Here is a 16,353-nt window from a genome sequence, read left to right as displayed (position 1 = left end):
AGAAGCTCGCCAGCAGCGCAAGCGCCGTCGCCAGCCCATCATGCGCTGCGATCAGGAAATTGCGGCGGGTCAGTTGCGAAAGAGGCGTCATTCCAATGGCCGGATGCGGGAACGATCGGGATTCGCGAGGCGCGTCCCCTCGCCCGCTGATATCTTATCTCCGGCGCGCATGCCAGCGATCATGCCCGGGGCTGTTCCGGAGGATTCGGCAGCCCCGGATCTGGCGCGAAGCACCATGCCGCCAGCTACCCCGACGCCGAGCACATACATCCATCCCTCGTGAAAATCGAACAGATGCGAGTTGAACAGCGAACTGAATACGTTCTGCAGCACCACCATCAGCCCGATCCAGGCCGCTAGCCCCTCGCCGCGAAACAACGAGAAATGAAAAAACCACATTGCGTACAGGATCACGACCCCGACAGCACCCCACTGGACCGCGACGTTGAGGGTCTGGTTATGCGGGTTCCCGATCACCGCCCCCTGCGCCAACGCCGCAGGCCCGGTTGCCGCCGCCTCGAACAACCGTCGGGTCGATCCCGTGCCGTGGCCGATCACCGGCGCCTCGGCAAAGAACCGCAACGACTTCTCCCAGAATTCCAATCGCAGCCCGATCGACGTCGGCTGATTGAATTCCTTATAGATGCGGTAATCCCGCGAGAACTTGTCGGTGGTCGCCTGCAATTGCGGCGATAAGGTCCAGGCCAGCGCGCCGAGCACGACTGCGGCTATGAACAGCAGCATGTTGGTCCGCCACCTCAGATGCGCCATCGCGAACACGGCAAGCATGATCGGCAGCGTGACCAGCGCCGTGCGCGACACGATGACAAACGCCATGTTGAGGATGAAACTGGCCGCGACCGCGGTCAGCAACAATGCCTGTCTGATTTTCCCGTCTCGCAGCAATGTGATGATGGGGAAAGCGAGCACGACCGTGCACAGCACGAATTCCTGGCTCTGGTCGATGTAGTTTTTGACGAAAATGCCCCGCTCCGCATCGTCCTCCTTGAGCGTGAGGGATGGTTCGAGCAGCACCAGCCAGGATACCGGCACCAGCAGCGCGCAGGAAACCAGAAAGCCGACGAATACCCACATGCCGCGCGTCGAGCGTTCGAAATGATAGAGCAGGAACGGCAAAAAGAGCAGCTTTGTCGCCGGACTCAAAGCGTAGGTGCGTGCGTTCCAGGGCGCATCCGACCAGAGGGTTCCGATCGCGGCCAAAGCCACAAGCGCAATCGGAAGCGCACAAATCGGCCGCAGCAACGAGCGCAGGAACGGGCGCCATTCGACCACCGCGACGTGGGCGAAAAACCATATCGTCATGCCGATACCGACGCCGCTGGTCGACCACGGCAGCAGGACGGCAACCGCGACCGCAATCAGGTCAACGTTCAGCATCCGCGCCGCCGGATCGTGGCGGAACGCAAATATCCGAGAAAAAATCCAACTGATCGAGCGCGGCTCCCCGCGCTCACCGTCGACACTCATGGTCGCGTCACCGGATCCGCTTTCTCACTGCGTTGTTTGGCCGCGAGGGTCATGCCGCCGGCAACGCCGACGCCGAGCACGTACATCCATCCCTCGTGAAAGTCGAACAGATGCGAGTTGAACAGAGAGGTGAACATGTTCTGTACGACGACCAGCAACCCGATCCAGGAAACGAGGCCGTTGCCGCGGAACAGCAACAGATGCGACAGCCACGTCGCATACAACAGTATCACGCCTATGACGCCCCACTGCACGGCGACATTGAGCGTCTGATTATGAGGATTGCTTATAACCGAGCCAGCAGGCGATTCGGAGTAGTTGGTCGCAGCCCGCTCGAAGAGTCCGCGCAGCGAGCCTGTTCCGTGACCGAAGACCGGCGCCTCCGAAAAGAACCGCACGGATTTTTGCCAGAACTCGAGCCGAAGCCCAATCGATGTCACCGTTTGTTCCGTCTTGTAGAGCTGATAATCCCTGAGAAATCTCTTGGGGCCCCAGCGCAAGTCGGTCGTGGTGAACCAAAGGACGCCCACGAGAGCGATCATTACGCCTATGATGATCAAACTGGTGCGTCGCCTCAGGTGAAGCAGCGCAAACACCGCCAGCATGATCGGCATTGTAACGATGGCGGTCCGGGAGACGACTACGAACGCCATGTTTGCGATGAAACCGAGCGAAACTGCGCACAGCACCAATGCTTGCCGCATCTTCTTCACCCGCAGCAGACTGACGATCGGATAGATCAGCGCGATCGCGCAGAGTGCAAACTCCTGACTCTGGTCGATGTAGTTTTTGACAAAGATGCCGCGATACGCATCTTCACCTGGTTTGAGCGAGAGGCTTGGATAAATCGCGACCAGCCACGACATCACCATCAGCAGCGCGCAGGACACCAGGAATGCGATAAAGACCCACATCCCCCGTGACGATCGCTCGAAATGATAGAACAGCGCCGGCAGCACCAGGAGCTTGAGGGCTGGACTGATGGCGGCAAGCCGCACGCTCCACATCGCGTCCGCCCATAACGTACCCACGGCGGCCAGACCGACCAGTGCGAGCGGCAAGTAGCAGATCGGCTGTTTCAGCAAACGCCCGTAGGCCCGCCAGTCCATCACCCAGGCCACGGCGCCGAGCCAGCAGAGCACGAAGATCGCCAACACCGTCGTCGACCAGGGCAGCGCAAACGCGGCCAGAATGGCGAAGATATCCGCGATCGTCATCCACAGCGCGCGGTCACGCCAATATCGTCGCACCAGGGACATCGGTGGCACCACAGCACTAACGCTCACGCATTGTCTCCCCGTGCGCGGCCGACCAGCGACGTCGTGCTGTGGCCTGGCAGAATGTCGACGAGCATCACCTCGCCGCCGGTAGCCTCGACGATCTCGTGGCCGACGACCTGCTCGCGGGTGTAGTCGCCGCCCTTGACCAGCACGCTTGGCCTCACCTTCGTAATCAGTTCGATCGGCGTGTCCTCTTCGAAGATCGCGACGAGATCGACCGCCTCCAGCGCCGCCAGCACTTCGGCGCGCGCCCGCTCGTCCTGCACCGGGCGCCCCTCGCCTTTCAGCCGCTTCACCGAGGCATCGCTGTTGAGGCCGACGATCAGGCGGTCGCAGGCGCCGCGCGCGGCCGTCAGCACCTTGACGTGGCCGGGATGCAGAATGTCGAAGCAGCCATTGGTGAAGCCGATGCGCAGCCCCTGCCTGCGCCAGTCCAAAAGATGCGCATCGAGATCGCCGCCGGCAGCGACGATTTTTTCCTCCGCCGCCAGCGAGGCATGCGGCAAGATTTTCCGCCGCAGTTCCGCCGGCGTCACGGTAGCGGTCCCCTTCTTACCGACCGCGACGGCCGCCGCCGCATTCGCCATCCTGAGCGCCGTCTCCCAATCCGCCCTGGCCGCGAGCGTCAGCGCCAGCGCCGCGGCGACGGTATCGCCCGCGCCCGAGACGTCGCGCACCTTGACCGGCAGCGCCGGCACGTGGATCGCCTCGCCGCCGCGCACCACCAGCGTCATGCCGTGCTCGCTTTGCGTCACCAGCATCGCCTCGCAATCGGCGAGAACCATCGCGTCCTGCGCCGCGCCGGCAATGTTCTGGTCGCTGTCGGCGCGGCTGCGGGTGGCTTCCGCGAACTCCTTGCGGTTGGGCGTCAGCAGCGTGGCGCCGCGATAGATCGCGAAATTGGCGCTCTTGGGATCGACAATCACGCGCTTGCCGAGCTTCTTCGCGGCATCGATGATGTTGCGGATGACACGCGCCGTCAGCACGCCCTTGGCGTAGTCGGACAGCAGCACGATATCGGCGCGCGCGACCTGCGGCAGGATCGCATCGATCAGCTTTTGCTCGACATCGGCCGCGGCCGGCACGGACAGTTCCCAATCCGCGCGGAGCATGTGGGTGGAAAAATGCTCGGAAACGAAGCGCACCTTGCGCGTCGTCGGGCGCGAGGAATCGGAGACCAGCACCGCCTCGATGAGCTTCTCTCGCGCCAGATTGGCTTTCAGCTTCGCGCCAGCCTCGTCCTCGCCGATCAGGCCGATGAAGATGCAGCGCGCCCCGAGAGAAGCGATGTTGCGCGCGACGTTGCCGGCGCCGCCGACATTGGTCTCGCTGCGCTGGACGGCGATCACGGGCGCCGGCGCTTCCGGCGAAACGCGCGACACCTCGCCATAAACGAATTCGTCGAGCATGAGGTCGCCGACGCAGAGCACGGTCTGACGCGGGATCGCCTGGCTCAGGGCTTCGAAATCGAACATCTGTCCACCTTAAAGCCCGTCAGCGAAAGCGATCGGCGCGGTCGAGAAAGGCCTTCACATAGGTCTCGACCGCGTCTTCCAGCGCAGTGAAGCCGCCATTATACCCGGCGCGCAGCAGCCGATCGACTTCGCTCTGGGTGAAGTACTGATAGCTGCCCCGGATCTGCTCCGGCATGTCGATATACTGGATGTTCGGCGTGATGCCGAGCGCGGCATAGGCCGACAGCATCAGGTCGCGGAAGCTGCGCGCGGTGCCGGTGCCGACGTTGAAGATGCCGCTCACATCAGGCGTCGACAGCAGCCACATCGTCACCCGCACGACGTCGTCGACATAGATGAAGTCGCGCCGCTGGTCGCCGTCGGCGATTCCTTCGCGATGGGATTTGAACAGTTGCACGGGACGCCCGGCCTTGATGTCGTCGAAGCGCCGCGCCAGCACGCTCATCATCGTGCCCTTGTGATACTCGTTGGGGCCGAACACGTTGAAGAACTTCAACCCGGCCCATTGCGGCGGCAGCCGTTCGCCGCGCGCGGCGCGCTCCGCCACCACCATGTCGAACAGATGCTTGCTCCAGCCGTAGAGATTCATCGGCCGCAGCTTCTTCAGCGCATCCATGGACGGGTCGTCGCCAAAGCCGCTGCTGCCGTCGCCATAGGTGGCGGCCGAGGACGCGTAAATCAGCGGCGTGGCATTCGCCGTGCACCAGTCCAGGAGCCGCATCGACAGGCGAAAATTGGTCTCGATCACCAGGTCGCCGTCGGTCGCCGTGGTCTCGGAGATGGCGCCGAGATGGATGATCGCCTCCAGCCGGCGGCCCTTCAGCCAGTCCATCAGTTCCGCGGGCGGCACGAAATCGGCGAGCCGGCGCTTGGCCAGGTTGCGCCATTTGCCGTCGTGCCCGAGCATGTCGCACACGGCCACATCCCGGCCGGCGTCATTCAACGCCGCCACGACGTTCGACCCGATAAAACCGGCACCCCCGGTCACCAGCAACATGCCATCCCCTGCCTCGATTGTTCGGCGAAAGCTTTGCCCCACTCCCAGGCGGCAGGCAACTTTGCTTCTCTGGCCGAAGCAAAGGCCATCGACCGGCTTTACCTACTGATGCGGAGCGGTTACCGACGGTGCCGTAATCGGTTAGCGGCGCACCAGTCAAGATATGAATTTAAATTCATCACATGAAATCGAACTGGAGGATGCCGCCGATACCAGGCCGATCCTGATCGTCCCCTATATGTGGATTGGCGACTTCGTTCGCGGCCACACGGTCGTGCGGGTCCTGAAACAGCGCTGGCCGAACCGCCCGGTCGACCTGCTGGTCACCCCCCTGTGCGCGCCCCTGGTCGATTACATGCCGGGCGTCCGTGCCGGGATCGTCTGGGACCTGCCCCGCAGCCGGCTTGCCATCGCCAAGCAGAGGGGGCTGGCCGCTGAACTCCGCGCCCGCAACTATGGAACCGCCCTCGTCCTGCCACGCACCTGGAAGGCGGCGATTGCTCCGGCGCTCGCCGGGATCCCCGAACGGGTCGGCTTTTTTGGCGAGGTGCGATTCGGGCTGATCAACCGGATGCGCTGGGGCGAAAAGGCCCTGCCCCGCTTCATCGACAAGAACGCCGCGCTGGCGCTGCCATCAGGCGCGCCGCTGCCGCCGGAATGGCCGGTACCGCAGCTCGTGATTCCGCCGGAGGAAGCCGCCCGCTGGCGGCAGACGAATGGGCTCGGTATGGGTCCTGCCGTGGCGCTGGGCCCCGGCTCCGTCGGGGCTTCAAAACGATGGACCTATTATCCGGAAGCCGCGCAGCTCCTGATCGAACGCGGTCTCGACGTCTGGGTGGTCGGCGGTCCCGGCGAGAAGGCACTGGCGCAGGAAATCGTCTCCGCCACCGGCGGCAGGGCCCGCGACCTCACTGGCACTGATTTGCGCAACGGCGTTCTGGCGATGGCAGCAGCGAGCGTTGCGATCTCCAACGATTCCGGCCTGATGCACATCGCGGCCGCGATCGGCACGCCGACCATGGGCATTTTCGGTCCCACCAGCCCCTATCTCTGGGCGCCGTTGAACGGCCTTGCCGCGACGGTGCTGCAGACCAAATCGAAGCTGTCCTGCCAACCCTGCCAGCGCACCGTCTGCACCATGAACGATCACCGCTGCATGCGCGACATAGCAGCGTCCGAGGTGGCCGACATCGCGCAGCGCGTGATGGCTCAGTCAAGCGCCCGATAAACCGCGGCGATCGCGTTCGCTTCCGCTTCCAGACTGAATTTTTCAATGACGCGCTTTCGTGCGCGCTCGCCCATCGCAATCGCCGCTGCCGGATCGCGCATCAAGGGCTCCAGCGCCGCCACCAGCGCGTCGGCATCGCCCGGCGGCGTCAGCACGCCGGTTACGCCGTCCTCGACCACGAACTGCGCTGCCCCCGCGCGCGCAGCCACCAGCGCCGCGCCCGATGACATCGCCTCGATCAGCGTCAGGCCAAAGCCTTCGTTGCGCGAGGTGAAGGCGTAGATCGTCAGCCGCTGATACCAGCGCTGCACTTGCTCGATTTCGAGCTCGCCGGTGATGACGATGCGCGATTGCAGCCCGGCGGCGTCGATCTGTCGTTTCAAGCCATCGGCAAAACCCCGCTGCTCCGGCACGACCGCGCCGACGATGACGGCGGTGAAATCCGGATAGCGCGGCAACAGCCGGCACATCGCCTCGACGAAAACATCCGTACCCTTTTGCGCACGCACCCGGCCGAAGCAGCCGATGGCGTAACGTCCCGGCAGTTTTGCCTCCGCAAACGCCACCGCGCGATCGGCCGGCGGCGCGTAGCGCATCGTATCGACGCCGTGCATCACCACCGTTGCCTCGCGCTTGAGAAACGATGCCGACAGTTCCGATGTCGCGATGACGGCGTCCATCTGCCGGATCAGCCAGCGCGTCAGCCGCTTGTGATGCCGCTGTGCGGCGGACGTAAAGACCAGTTTCAGCGGCCAGCCGAGCGCGCGCAGCAACAGCCCTGCGATCATCTCGTCATTGCGCCGCGCATGCCAGATCAGGGAGGTGCGGCGACGCCACAGTTTCAACAGATCCGCAAAACCCATCCGCGCGATGCCGTGGGGCGCGTGCGGACCCAGCCATGCCGCGCGGTACATTGTGGCGAGTACCGGCGCCACCATCCGGTTGGTGGCGGTAACGCCGGAATAGCGCCTGTGCAGATTCGGCACGATCAGTTGCAGATCACTGGCCAAATTGTTCTCGCTCGGTACGTCCGGCTCCGGTTGGGAAGGTTCCTATACGCAACATTAAGCATAGTGGCCAGTTCGCCCGCGCCGAAACCCCCTCTTCACCGCAGCCCCGCTAGCATCGCCACCAAATAAATCGGGAGAGGTGGCCTATGACCGTGCTCGTCACCGGCGGCGCCGGCTATATCGGAAGTCATATGGTTCATGCGCTGGTGGATGCCGGCGAAAGCGTCGTCGTGATCGACAACCTGTCGACCGGTTTTTCCGCCTTCCTGCCGCGGCCCGTGCCGCTGTTCATCGGCGACGCCGGCGACGAAAATCTCGTCGAGGGCGTGATCGCCCAGCACCGCGTCGAGAGCATCATTCATTTCGCAGGCTCCGTCGTGGTACCGGATTCGATGCGCGATCCGCTCGGCTATTACCGCAACAACACCGTGACGACCCGCAGCCTTCTGAATGCCGCGGTCAAGGGCGGCGTCAACCGCTTCATCTTCTCGTCGACGGCCGCCGTCTACGGCAATCCGGACCAGGTGCCGGTATCGGAGCATGCGCCGACGCGGCCGATGTCGCCGTACGGCTCTTCCAAGCTGATGACCGAAATCATGCTTCATGACGTCGCCAGCGCACACGACATGAAGTATGTCGTGTTGCGCTATTTCAACGTCGCAGGCGCCGATCCGCAGGTCCGCTGCGGGCTTTCTACCGTCGGCGCGACGCATCTGCTCAAGATCGCGGTCGAAGCCGCCACCGGGCAGCGCGCCAAGGTCGACGTCTACGGAACCGACTATCCGACGCCGGATGGAAGCTGCATCCGCGACTTCATCCATGTCAGCGATCTCGCGCAGGCCCATCGCGCTGCGCTGTCATACCTGCGCGACGGCGGAAATTCGATCACGCTGAACTGCGGTTACGGCCGAGGCTATTCGGTACTGGAGACCATCGAGGCCGTGCGCCGCGTCTCGATGCGCAATTTCGCGGTTCAATACGCGCCGCGCCGTCCCGGCGACATCATGACCATGGTCGCCGATACCAGCCGCATCCGCGCCATGCTCGACTGGACGCCGCAATACGACAATCTCGAGACCATCGCGGGCCATGCGCTGACCTGGGAAAAGAAGCTGTTCAGCGAGCGCGGCGGCCTTCCGCAGCACGCGCAATCGGCGTGAAATCAAGCACTTATAGGGCTTGAAAAAGCCCTGTTAAGCAGGCAAGGAGGCATCGCACGAGCCCTGACGCGCCGGTTCGCCCGGCGCCGTCGATGGAACGCGGATGACCGAACTTCCAAGCAAACCGACAAGAAAAATTACCGACGATCCCTACGGCGCGGCGATCCTGATTCGCCGCCTCGTCATGGAACAGGGCTTCGTCTACTGGCGGCGCTATCTGACCGCGTTCGCGCTGATGGGGGTGGCCGCCGGCGCCACGGCGGGCTCCGCCTATATCCTCGGGCAGGTGATCAACCAGGCCTATATCGACAAGAACGTCCTCGGCATCGCCATTCTCTCCGGCGTCACCGTGGTGCTGCTGTTCATCAAGGGTCTGGCGACCTACGGCCACACCGTGATCCTGTCGAAGATCAGCAACGCCATTCTCGCCAACAACCAGCGGCGGCTGTTTGCCAAGCTGATGAGCGAGAGCATCGGCTTCTATTCCGAACGGCATTCCTCCGAATTCCTGGCGCGGCTGACGTCGGGCGCAAAATCCATCACCGATGTCCTGACGCTGCTGATCAATGCCGTCGGACGCGACGTCATGCTGCTGGTCAGCCTGATATTCGTGATGGTGACGCAGGATCCGGTTTTATCGTTTATCGGACTTGTGGTGGTGCCGCCGGCGATGCTGATCCTGCGCAAGCTGGTGAAGCGCATCAAGGGCCTCGCGCACAACCAGTTCACCGGCAGCGCCGACATCATGGAGACCATGCAGGAATCGCTGCAGGGAATCCGCACGGTGAAGGCGTTCACGCTGGAAGACACCATGCAGCGGCGCATCGACGAGAACATCGCCGCCGTCGAGCGCAACGCCAACAAGATGGCGCGGGTCTCCAACCGCTCCAATCCGTTGATGGAAATGCTCGGCGGTTTCGCCGTCGCCGGCTGCCTGCTCTATGGCGGCTACAGCGTGGTGGCGCTCGGCGCCACGCCCGGGCAATTCTTTTCCTTCATGACGGCGTTCCTGCTGGCGACCGAACCGGCCAAGCGGCTGGCGCGCCTCAACATCGACCTCAACAGCCAGTTGGTCGGCGCGCGCATGCTGCTCGAAATCGTCGACAGCCCGGCGAGCGAGCCTGCCGACAACGACAAGCCGGCGCTGAAGCTGTCGAACGCGCGGGTCGAGTTCCGCGACGTCAGTTTCTCCTACCGGCTTGACGAGCCGGTGCTGAAGAACGTGAGCTTCGTTGCCGAGCCCGGCAAGACCACCGCCCTGGTCGGCCCTTCCGGCGGCGGCAAATCCACGGTGCTGGCGTTATTGCTGCGACTCTATGAAGTGAAGCAGGGCGAAATCCTGATCGACGGCCAGGCGATCGCGGGCGTGTCGCGGCAGTCGCTGCGGCGACAGACCGGCTATGTCGGGCAGGACGTCTATCTGTTCCGCGACACCATCGGCGCCAACATCGCCTTCGGCAAGGAAGGCGCCAGCCAGGACGAGATCGTGGCGGCCGCCAAAGCGGCCTGCGCGCATGATTTCATCATGGGCTTTCCGCTCGGCTACGACACCCCGGTCGGCGAGCACGGCACGCAGCTCTCCGGTGGTCAGCGCCAGCGCATCGCAGTCGCCCGGGCGCTGCTCAAGAACGCACCGATCATTCTCCTGGATGAGGCCACCGCGGCGCTGGATTCGGAATCTGAAAAAGCGGTGCAGGAGGCGATCGAACATCTCTGCCGGAACCGTACCACCATCGTGATCGCCCATCGCCTCCACACCATCATGCATGCCGACGCCATCCTGGTGGTCGAGGCCGGCGAGATCGTGGAGCGCGGCCAGCATGACGATTTGCTGCGCCGCGGCGGCCGCTATGCTTCCTTCTTCCGCCTGCAGCAGCGCGATGCCGGCCATCCCAGTCTGGCGCCAGTCAGCGCAACCGCGTAAAAGCGACCCGCCGGATTTCCACCTGTAACCATCCGAGACCTTTTTCATGAACGCAGCCTCTTACGTCATTCCCGCAATTCCGCAGCCCACCCTTCCCGTCGTCGGCGAGACCGGCACCTATCCGGTGCGCCGCATCTGGTGCGTCGGCCGCAACTATCTCGAGCACATCCGCGAGATGGGCAATGACGAGCGCGCGCCGCCGTTCTTCTTCGGCAAGCACGCCGACATGCTGGTGCCCGACGGCGCTACGATTCCTTATCCGCCGCTGACCAAGGACCTGCATCACGAGGTCGAGCTGATCGTCGCCATGAAGAGCGGCGGCCTCAATATTCCCACCGAGAAGGCGCTCGACCATGTCTATGGGTACGCCGTCGGCATCGACCTCACCCGCCGCGACCTGCAGATCGCCTCGCGCAAGAAGGAGCGGCCGTGGGAAGTCGGAAAGTCGTTCGACTATTCCGCGCCCTGCTCCGCGATCCAGCCGGCTGCCAAGATCGGCCACCCCACCAAGGGCAAGATCTGGCTGACGGTGAACGGCAAGGAGGCGCAGAAAGGCGACCTCACCGAACTGATCTGGAACGTGCCAGAAATCATCTGGCAGCTCTCGCAGCAGGTCAAACTCGCCGCTGGCGACATCATCATGACGGGCACGCCGGCCGGCGTCTCGCAGCTCCAGCCCGGCGACCAGATCGAATGCGGCGTCGACGGCGTCGGCACGCTGAAGGTCAATATCGGCAAGCCGGAATAGGCCGCCGCCTGCAAGCTCTCACGAATGAAAAGCCCCGGACCTGTCCGGGGCTTTTTGTTGATGCGTAGGATGGTGGAGCGACTTGTTCGCCGTAGCTCAAGCGAAGGCGATACCCATCAGCTCCCACCGATAATTACTGAAGGATTTCGCGAGGGTTCAACCGCTCGCCGTCATCGAGTGCATTGATGGGTATCGCTGCGCTCCACCCATCCTACGCGGTCCTCGACCGCTATCGCGATGGTGCGGCGCGATTTGGCGCCGCTTCCTGAAAGTCCCGGGTTCAGATTTCCCGGAACGACACCAGGCGGCGCCGCGCCTCGTCCCATAACACAAGCCGCACACATCGGAAGCTCTGCAGGAGCGTGATGCGGCCGACGTCGCGCAGTTCAGGGTAGTCGCGCAGCACGCGCGGCAGCCGGTAATAGGGAATACGGCTGGAGAGGTGATGCACGTGATGAATACCGATATTGGCCGTGAACCAGCGTAGCAGCGCCGGCAGTTCGTAATGTGAGCTGCCGTGCAGAGCGGCTTGATGCAGGTTCCAGCTCTCGTCGCGCTCCCAACTCGTGTGCTCAAACTGATGCTGCACGTAGAACAGCCATACGCCGGCCGTGGCGGCGAGAAGTATGATCGGAAGGTGCACGAGCAGGAACGCCTTGATGCCGATAAACCAGGTGAGAACAGCTACGATGACGGCAATCGCGAGATTGGTTGCCATTGTACTGGCCCAGGGCTGCCAACCATTGCGCATGAGGCCAACGGGAAGCCTCTGTTGCAAAAGAAACAGGTAGGCTGGTCCGACCCCGAACATGATCAGCGGGTGTCGGTAAAGACGGTATTTCAGACGACCCCACCAGGAAAGGGCGCGATATTCGCGCACTGTCAGCGTATCGAGATCGCCGATACCGCGGCGATCGAGGTTGCCGGTGGTGGCATGATGCGTCGCATGCATGCGGCGCCAACAGTCGTAGGGCGTGAGCGTGAGCACGCCGATGACGCGGCCGACCCAGTCATTTGCCAGACGGCTGGCGAAAAAGGTGCCATGACCACAGTCGTGCTGGATCATGAACAGGCGCACGAGAAAGCCGGCAGCCGGAATCGCGATCAGTAATGAAGCCCAAGCATAGCCGAGGGAAAACGTGAACCAGGCCGCGGTCCACAGAATTGTGAGTGGCAAAGCCGTGATCGCCAACTCGCTAACGCTGCGGAGCCGATTTGGGGTGCTGTAGTCGTCCAAAATGCGCTTCCAGCGTCGAGCGTCGGGGACGTCATCGCCGCCATGGGCAGGCTGAAGCAAGCCAGGGCTGGCTTGCCCGTTAGAGGGCTGCGCAGCTCTCTTATGCACGGAGATATCTCCTTCTGACAGTGCACGGAAGATCGAAGCACCGAGGGATCGGCAACTTCGACAATTGATCGATTTTGGGAGAAGGGTCTGAAACGTGCGTGCCTGTCAGTAGCGCAAGGCAAAGCGGCCCAGTCGTTCGGCCAAGTGTCGATTACCGCATATGGACACGAATTGGGGTGGCGTCAAGGACTGCAACGCCGCGCTCCCGGAGTCCCCTTTGGTCAATTTTGAACATGCGCGCGATGGCGGATGACGTCCGCTTTGCCCCGGTCACCCGACACAAGCCGCCTTCTGGTTGCAAGATCCGCAAAACTGCCGCAGATTTTCGATATTGCCGATTAAAACGGCGAACATCGGATCGGAGGACACACATGATCAAGGTAAGCGTAATGTACCCCAATACGCCCGGCGGGCGCTTCGATCACGATTACTATCGCGACAAGCATATGCCACTTGTGAAAGCCCGCATGGGCGATGCGTGCAAGTCCTATACGGTGGACAAGGGCCTGGCCGGCGGAGCACCCGGCGCTCCCGCAACCTACGTCGGAATGTGTCACATCTTCTGCGACTCGATCGAGGCCTTCCAGGCCGGCTTCGGGCCTCACGCCAAGGAGATCATGGCCGACATTCCGAACTATACCGACCAGGCCCCGGTCATCCAGATCAGCGAAGTCGTCGTTGGCTGACTCCTGGCTCGCGATGTAGGGCGGGTTAGCGAAAGCGTAACCCGCCGATTTCGCGGCGTGCGCCTTGAAAGACGGATCTATGCCGGGCGAACGCAATCTCGCGACGTTGCTGCAAAATATGAAGCCCGAGATGCACGAAGGCGTCTTCGTCTTCTGCAGCATTTCGGGCGACGAGGAAATTCCAGCCACCCTCACCCCGGTGCACATCTTCCGCGAACGCGAGGGGACGACCTTCGTGGTGCGGCGTGAGGAAGCCGAAAGCGCCGGGCTCTCCTATCAATGTGTGTCGCGGCTGATCACACTGACGGTTCATTCCTCGCTTGAAGCCGTCGGCTTCCTGACGGCAGTCACCGGCCGCCTGGCCGAAGCCGGCATCAGCGTGAATGCCGTGTCGGCCTTCTACCACGATCATCTGTTTGTGCCGGAGCACAGGGCGGATGAGGCTCTGCGACATCTTCTATCCATGTCGAGGCAAGCGTAGCGCCGTAGCCCGGATGAGCGAAGCGAAATCCGGGAGGATGACATCCCTGCGAACTGATTTGCTTCGCGCGCAAGTGCATTTTCTATGCGCACCCTGCGACAAGATAACCCGAGGGCAAATCAATTCTGATTTTCCGAAATCGTGTCAAGTCCACGAATCAAAAATATTCCGCTTAACAGGTCGGGCAAATCAGTCGCATAACTCCGTCCGTCTCACGGCAAGATGAGGGGCGCTTCGCGATCGTCACGAACGTGCGGTGAGATGCGATGGACGCTGATGTCACGACGACGTACGTGACGTGAGGCGTACGGCGAAGTCGTGTGGTTCGGACGCCGCGGTGCTGGCGTTAAGTTTCACGAATTGTCTCGTGGAGCGACGGAGGCAAAAGAGCCGTTCTCCGGGGAGAGCACGAAGTAACGTAAAGCCATTGCGCAGGGAAGGCCGGAGTGTTTCCGCTGTACCTGTATGCTCGTGTGCGTTTTTCCTTATGCGCAACGGCACACGAGACCTCGGGTGCAGCAAGCACCCGGTCTTCCCTGCGCCCTCTGATTTCAAGGAGGGCGAAAGAAGATGCAAACCTCGGGCAAAACATGTCGCGAGATCGCGAAGCTATATCCACGTCATTGCGAGCGCAGCGAAGCAATCCATTGTCACCTCATGCGCGGAAAGATGGATTGCTTCGCTCCGCTCGCAATGACGGCGGAGAGGTCACGAGCCGCCCGCGCCTCAGCCCCGCAACGCCTGCAGGCCCTTGAAAGTCAGCCGCTTCGGGTCGCGGACACCGGCCAGATAGAATTTGCGGATGAAGGCAACCGCCGCCTCGCGGTCGCAATCGGTCAGCGCCACCAGGGCATCGACGGCAATTCGCTGGGCGTCCATGGGCTTCCTCGTGCTGTCAGGTGCCGCAAGACACGCAGCGTATCGGCACGCCGGTTAATCCGGCGTTAACCGTGAGGACACTTTGGACGATTCGCATTCAGCTACGTATACGCGAAATAACGCATGCCGCGTCCGGACGCAGCCGCCAGGCGCGACTTCACGAATACTGCATTACCCCGTCGTCGACCTTGCCGTAGCGCAGGGTAACGATGTCGAGCGCGTAGTTCTGGTACAGCCGCCACGGCCGCTTGGAACCCTGCTTGGGCAGTTTGGCGATCGAGCGCTGCACATAGCCGGAGGAGAAATCGAGCGACGGCATTTCAGTGACATCGGGATCGACATTGTGCGGCATGCACTGCTTGTAGCCGTTGCGGTCCATGTAGTTGATGAGACGGCAGGCATACTCGCAGGTCAGATCACATTTCAGCGTCCACGACGCATTGGTGTAGCCGAACGCCGAGGCCAGGTTCGGAATGTCCGAATACATCATGCCCTTGTAGTTCAGCGTCCGCGCGAAATCGACCGTGCGGCCGTCCACGCTGACCTCGAGGCCGCCGACCACCTGCAGGACCAGCCCGGTCGCGGTGACGATGACGTCGGCCTCGAGTTCGCTGCCGTCCTTCAGCTTGATGCCGCTCTTCGTAAAAGTGTCGATCTCGCTGGTGACGACGGAAGCGCGCTTGTCGCGGATCGACTTGAACAGGTCACCGTCCGGCACCAGGCACAGCCGCTGCTCCCACGGATTGTAGCGCGGTGTAAAGTGTTTGCCGACGTCGTATTCCGGGCCCAGCGCCATCTTCACGCCGCCGAGGATCAACTGCTTGGCGCGGTCCGGCTTGCGCCGGCAGAGCTGGAAGAAATACATGCCGAACAGCACGTTGCGCCAGCGGATCAAATGATAGGCGAGTTTCGCCGAAAGATTCTCGCGCAGCTTGTTGGCGAGCGCATCTTCCGCCGGCCGTGCCACCACGTAAGTCGGCGAGCGCTGCAGCATGGTGACGTGGGCGGCCGTCTTCGCCATCTCCGGCACCAGGGTCACCGCGGTGGCACCCGAGCCGATCACCACCACCCGCTTGCCCGCATAGTCGAGATCCCTAGGCCATTTCTGCGGGTGCACGATCTGGCCTTCGAAATCCGCCGTGCCCGAAAACTCCGGCGTGTAGCCCTCCTCGTATTTGTAATAGCCCGAGCACATGAACAGGAAACTGCAGGTGAAGCGCACGGTCTCGGTCGCGCCCTCGCCCACCGTGCGTTCGGCTTCCACCGTCCAGCGCGAATCCGGCGACGACCACGACGCACGTTTGACGCGATGATGGAAACGAATCTTCTTGTCGATGCCGTTGTCGGAAGCGGTCTCGCGCACATAGTTCAGGATGCGCGGTCCGTCGGCGATCGCCTTCGGCTCGGTCCAGGGACGGAACGAATAGCCGAGCGTGTACATGTCGGAGTCGGAGCGGATGCCGGGATAGCGAAACAGATCCCAGGTGCCGCCGATGCAATCGCGTCCCTCGAGAATGACGTAGCTCTTGCCGGGACACTTCTCCTGCAAATGATAGCCCGCACCGATGCCGGACAGGCCCGCGCCGACGATGAGGACGTCGAAATGTTCTGCCGTATCGGTCATGGCGTTCTCCCTGCTCTCAGATGTAATG

At 62.5% G+C, this 16,353-nt stretch carries 14 protein-coding genes; 6 read left to right on the top strand and 8 right to left on the bottom strand.

Annotation, left to right across the window (positions count from 1 at the left end):
• Nucleotides 1-87: 87 nt before the first annotated feature.
• From AC0QUY_RS29085 to rfaD, 4 genes are all read right to left on the bottom strand, one after another.
• Nucleotides 88-1,398 (bottom strand): O-antigen ligase family protein, encoded by a 1,311-nt coding sequence (locus tag AC0QUY_RS29085; RefSeq protein WP_475389686.1) that lies wholly within the window; start codon nt 1,396-1,398, stop codon nt 88-90.
• 86 nt (nt 1,399-1,484) lie between these two features.
• Complete coding sequence (locus AC0QUY_RS29080; protein ID WP_475389684.1) at nt 1,485-2,747, bottom strand: O-antigen ligase family protein; 1,263 nt, start codon at nt 2,745-2,747, stop codon at nt 1,485-1,487.
• 23 nt (nt 2,748-2,770) lie between these two features.
• Entirely contained in the window at nt 2,771-4,243 is a 1,473-nt protein-coding gene (gene rfaE1, locus AC0QUY_RS29075; RefSeq protein WP_475389683.1) for a D-glycero-beta-D-manno-heptose-7-phosphate kinase, read from the bottom strand.
• A gap of 19 nt (nt 4,244-4,262) precedes the next feature.
• Nucleotides 4,263-5,240 carry an ADP-glyceromanno-heptose 6-epimerase gene (gene rfaD / locus AC0QUY_RS29070; protein WP_475389681.1) on the bottom strand — a complete coding sequence of 326 codons (978 nt, stop codon included), beginning with the start codon at nt 5,238-5,240 and terminating at the stop codon, nt 4,263-4,265.
• A 163-nt stretch (nt 5,241-5,403) separates the two neighbouring features.
• On the opposite strand from rfaD, the gene waaF reads away from it, so the two are divergent.
• On the top strand, nt 5,404-6,468 hold the full coding sequence (gene waaF / locus AC0QUY_RS29065; protein WP_475389680.1) for a lipopolysaccharide heptosyltransferase II: 1,065 nt from the start codon (nt 5,404-5,406) through the stop codon (nt 6,466-6,468).
• Here waaF and AC0QUY_RS29060 read toward each other — a convergent pair.
• A complete protein-coding gene (locus AC0QUY_RS29060) occupies nt 6,450-7,478 on the bottom strand; it encodes a glycosyltransferase family 4 protein (RefSeq protein ID WP_475389679.1) in 1,029 nt (342 codons plus the stop codon). The two genes, waaF and AC0QUY_RS29060, sit on opposite strands and share 19 nt — an antisense overlap.
• A gap of 146 nt (nt 7,479-7,624) precedes the next feature.
• Here AC0QUY_RS29060 and galE point away from each other — a divergent pair, with 146 nt between their 5' ends.
• The 3 genes from galE (at nt 7,625) to AC0QUY_RS29045 (ending at nt 11,310) form a co-directional block, all read left to right on the top strand.
• Nucleotides 7,625-8,638: a UDP-glucose 4-epimerase GalE gene (gene galE / locus AC0QUY_RS29055; protein ID WP_161855836.1), complete on the top strand. Its 1,014-nt coding sequence runs from the start codon at nt 7,625-7,627 to the stop codon at nt 8,636-8,638.
• 103 nt (nt 8,639-8,741) lie between these two features.
• Nucleotides 8,742-10,562: an ABC transporter ATP-binding protein gene (locus AC0QUY_RS29050; RefSeq protein WP_475389677.1), complete on the top strand. Its 1,821-nt coding sequence runs from the start codon at nt 8,742-8,744 to the stop codon at nt 10,560-10,562.
• Between the two features lie 46 nt (nt 10,563-10,608).
• A complete protein-coding gene (locus tag AC0QUY_RS29045) occupies nt 10,609-11,310 on the top strand; it encodes a fumarylacetoacetate hydrolase family protein (protein ID WP_475389676.1) in 702 nt (233 codons plus the stop codon).
• A 280-nt stretch (nt 11,311-11,590) separates the two neighbouring features.
• On the opposite strand, the gene AC0QUY_RS29040 is transcribed toward AC0QUY_RS29045, so the two are convergent.
• Nucleotides 11,591-12,547, bottom strand: a complete 957-nt coding sequence (locus AC0QUY_RS29040; protein ID WP_475389675.1) for a fatty acid desaturase — start codon at nt 12,545-12,547, stop codon at nt 11,591-11,593.
• A gap of 479 nt (nt 12,548-13,026) precedes the next feature.
• Between AC0QUY_RS29040 and AC0QUY_RS29035 the strand changes: the two genes are divergently transcribed.
• Both AC0QUY_RS29035 and AC0QUY_RS29030 read left to right on the top strand, forming a co-directional pair.
• Entirely contained in the window at nt 13,027-13,341 is a 315-nt protein-coding gene (locus AC0QUY_RS29035; protein ID WP_161855840.1) for an EthD family reductase, read from the top strand.
• A 79-nt stretch (nt 13,342-13,420) separates the two neighbouring features.
• Nucleotides 13,421-13,822 carry an ACT domain-containing protein gene (locus AC0QUY_RS29030; protein WP_475389673.1) on the top strand — a complete coding sequence of 134 codons (402 nt, stop codon included), beginning with the start codon at nt 13,421-13,423 and terminating at the stop codon, nt 13,820-13,822.
• A gap of 726 nt (nt 13,823-14,548) precedes the next feature.
• Here AC0QUY_RS29030 and AC0QUY_RS29025 read toward each other — a convergent pair.
• Both AC0QUY_RS29025 and AC0QUY_RS29020 read right to left on the bottom strand, forming a co-directional pair.
• On the bottom strand, nt 14,549-14,701 hold the full coding sequence (locus AC0QUY_RS29025; protein ID WP_202639137.1) for a hypothetical protein: 153 nt from the start codon (nt 14,699-14,701) through the stop codon (nt 14,549-14,551).
• Between the two features lie 157 nt (nt 14,702-14,858).
• Nucleotides 14,859-16,325, bottom strand: a complete 1,467-nt coding sequence (locus AC0QUY_RS29020; RefSeq protein ID WP_475389672.1) for a flavin-containing monooxygenase — start codon at nt 16,323-16,325, stop codon at nt 14,859-14,861.
• Between the last annotated feature and the right edge of the window lie 28 nt (nt 16,326-16,353).

It is taken from the genome of Bradyrhizobium sp. WYCCWR15520 (assembly GCF_056174665.1).
The sequence above is the reverse complement of the archived record's forward strand: the minus strand, read 5'-3'. Positions and strand labels throughout refer to the sequence as shown.

Coding starts and splice junctions, on each gene's coding strand:
- AC0QUY_RS29085 (WP_475389686.1), bottom strand. CDS start 1,398: ATGCTGAACGTTGACCTGATTGCGGTCGCGGTTGCCGTCCTGCTGCCG.
- AC0QUY_RS29080 (WP_475389684.1), bottom strand. CDS start 2,747: ATGTCCCTGGTGCGACGATATTGGCGTGACCGCGCGCTGTGGATGACG.
- rfaE1 (WP_475389683.1), bottom strand. CDS start 4,243: ATGTTCGATTTCGAAGCCCTGAGCCAGGCGATCCCGCGTCAGACCGTG.
- rfaD (WP_475389681.1), bottom strand. CDS start 5,240: ATGTTGCTGGTGACCGGGGGTGCCGGTTTTATCGGGTCGAACGTCGTG.
- waaF (WP_475389680.1), top strand. CDS start 5,404: ATGAATTTAAATTCATCACATGAAATCGAACTGGAGGATGCCGCCGAT.
- galE (WP_161855836.1), top strand. CDS start 7,625: ATGACCGTGCTCGTCACCGGCGGCGCCGGCTATATCGGAAGTCATATG.
- AC0QUY_RS29050 (WP_475389677.1), top strand. CDS start 8,742: ATGACCGAACTTCCAAGCAAACCGACAAGAAAAATTACCGACGATCCC.
- AC0QUY_RS29045 (WP_475389676.1), top strand. CDS start 10,609: ATGAACGCAGCCTCTTACGTCATTCCCGCAATTCCGCAGCCCACCCTT.
- AC0QUY_RS29035 (WP_161855840.1), top strand. CDS start 13,027: ATGATCAAGGTAAGCGTAATGTACCCCAATACGCCCGGCGGGCGCTTC.
- AC0QUY_RS29030 (WP_475389673.1), top strand. CDS start 13,421: ATGCCGGGCGAACGCAATCTCGCGACGTTGCTGCAAAATATGAAGCCC.
- AC0QUY_RS29025 (WP_202639137.1), bottom strand. CDS start 14,701: ATGGACGCCCAGCGAATTGCCGTCGATGCCCTGGTGGCGCTGACCGAT.
- AC0QUY_RS29020 (WP_475389672.1), bottom strand. CDS start 16,325: ATGACCGATACGGCAGAACATTTCGACGTCCTCATCGTCGGCGCGGGC.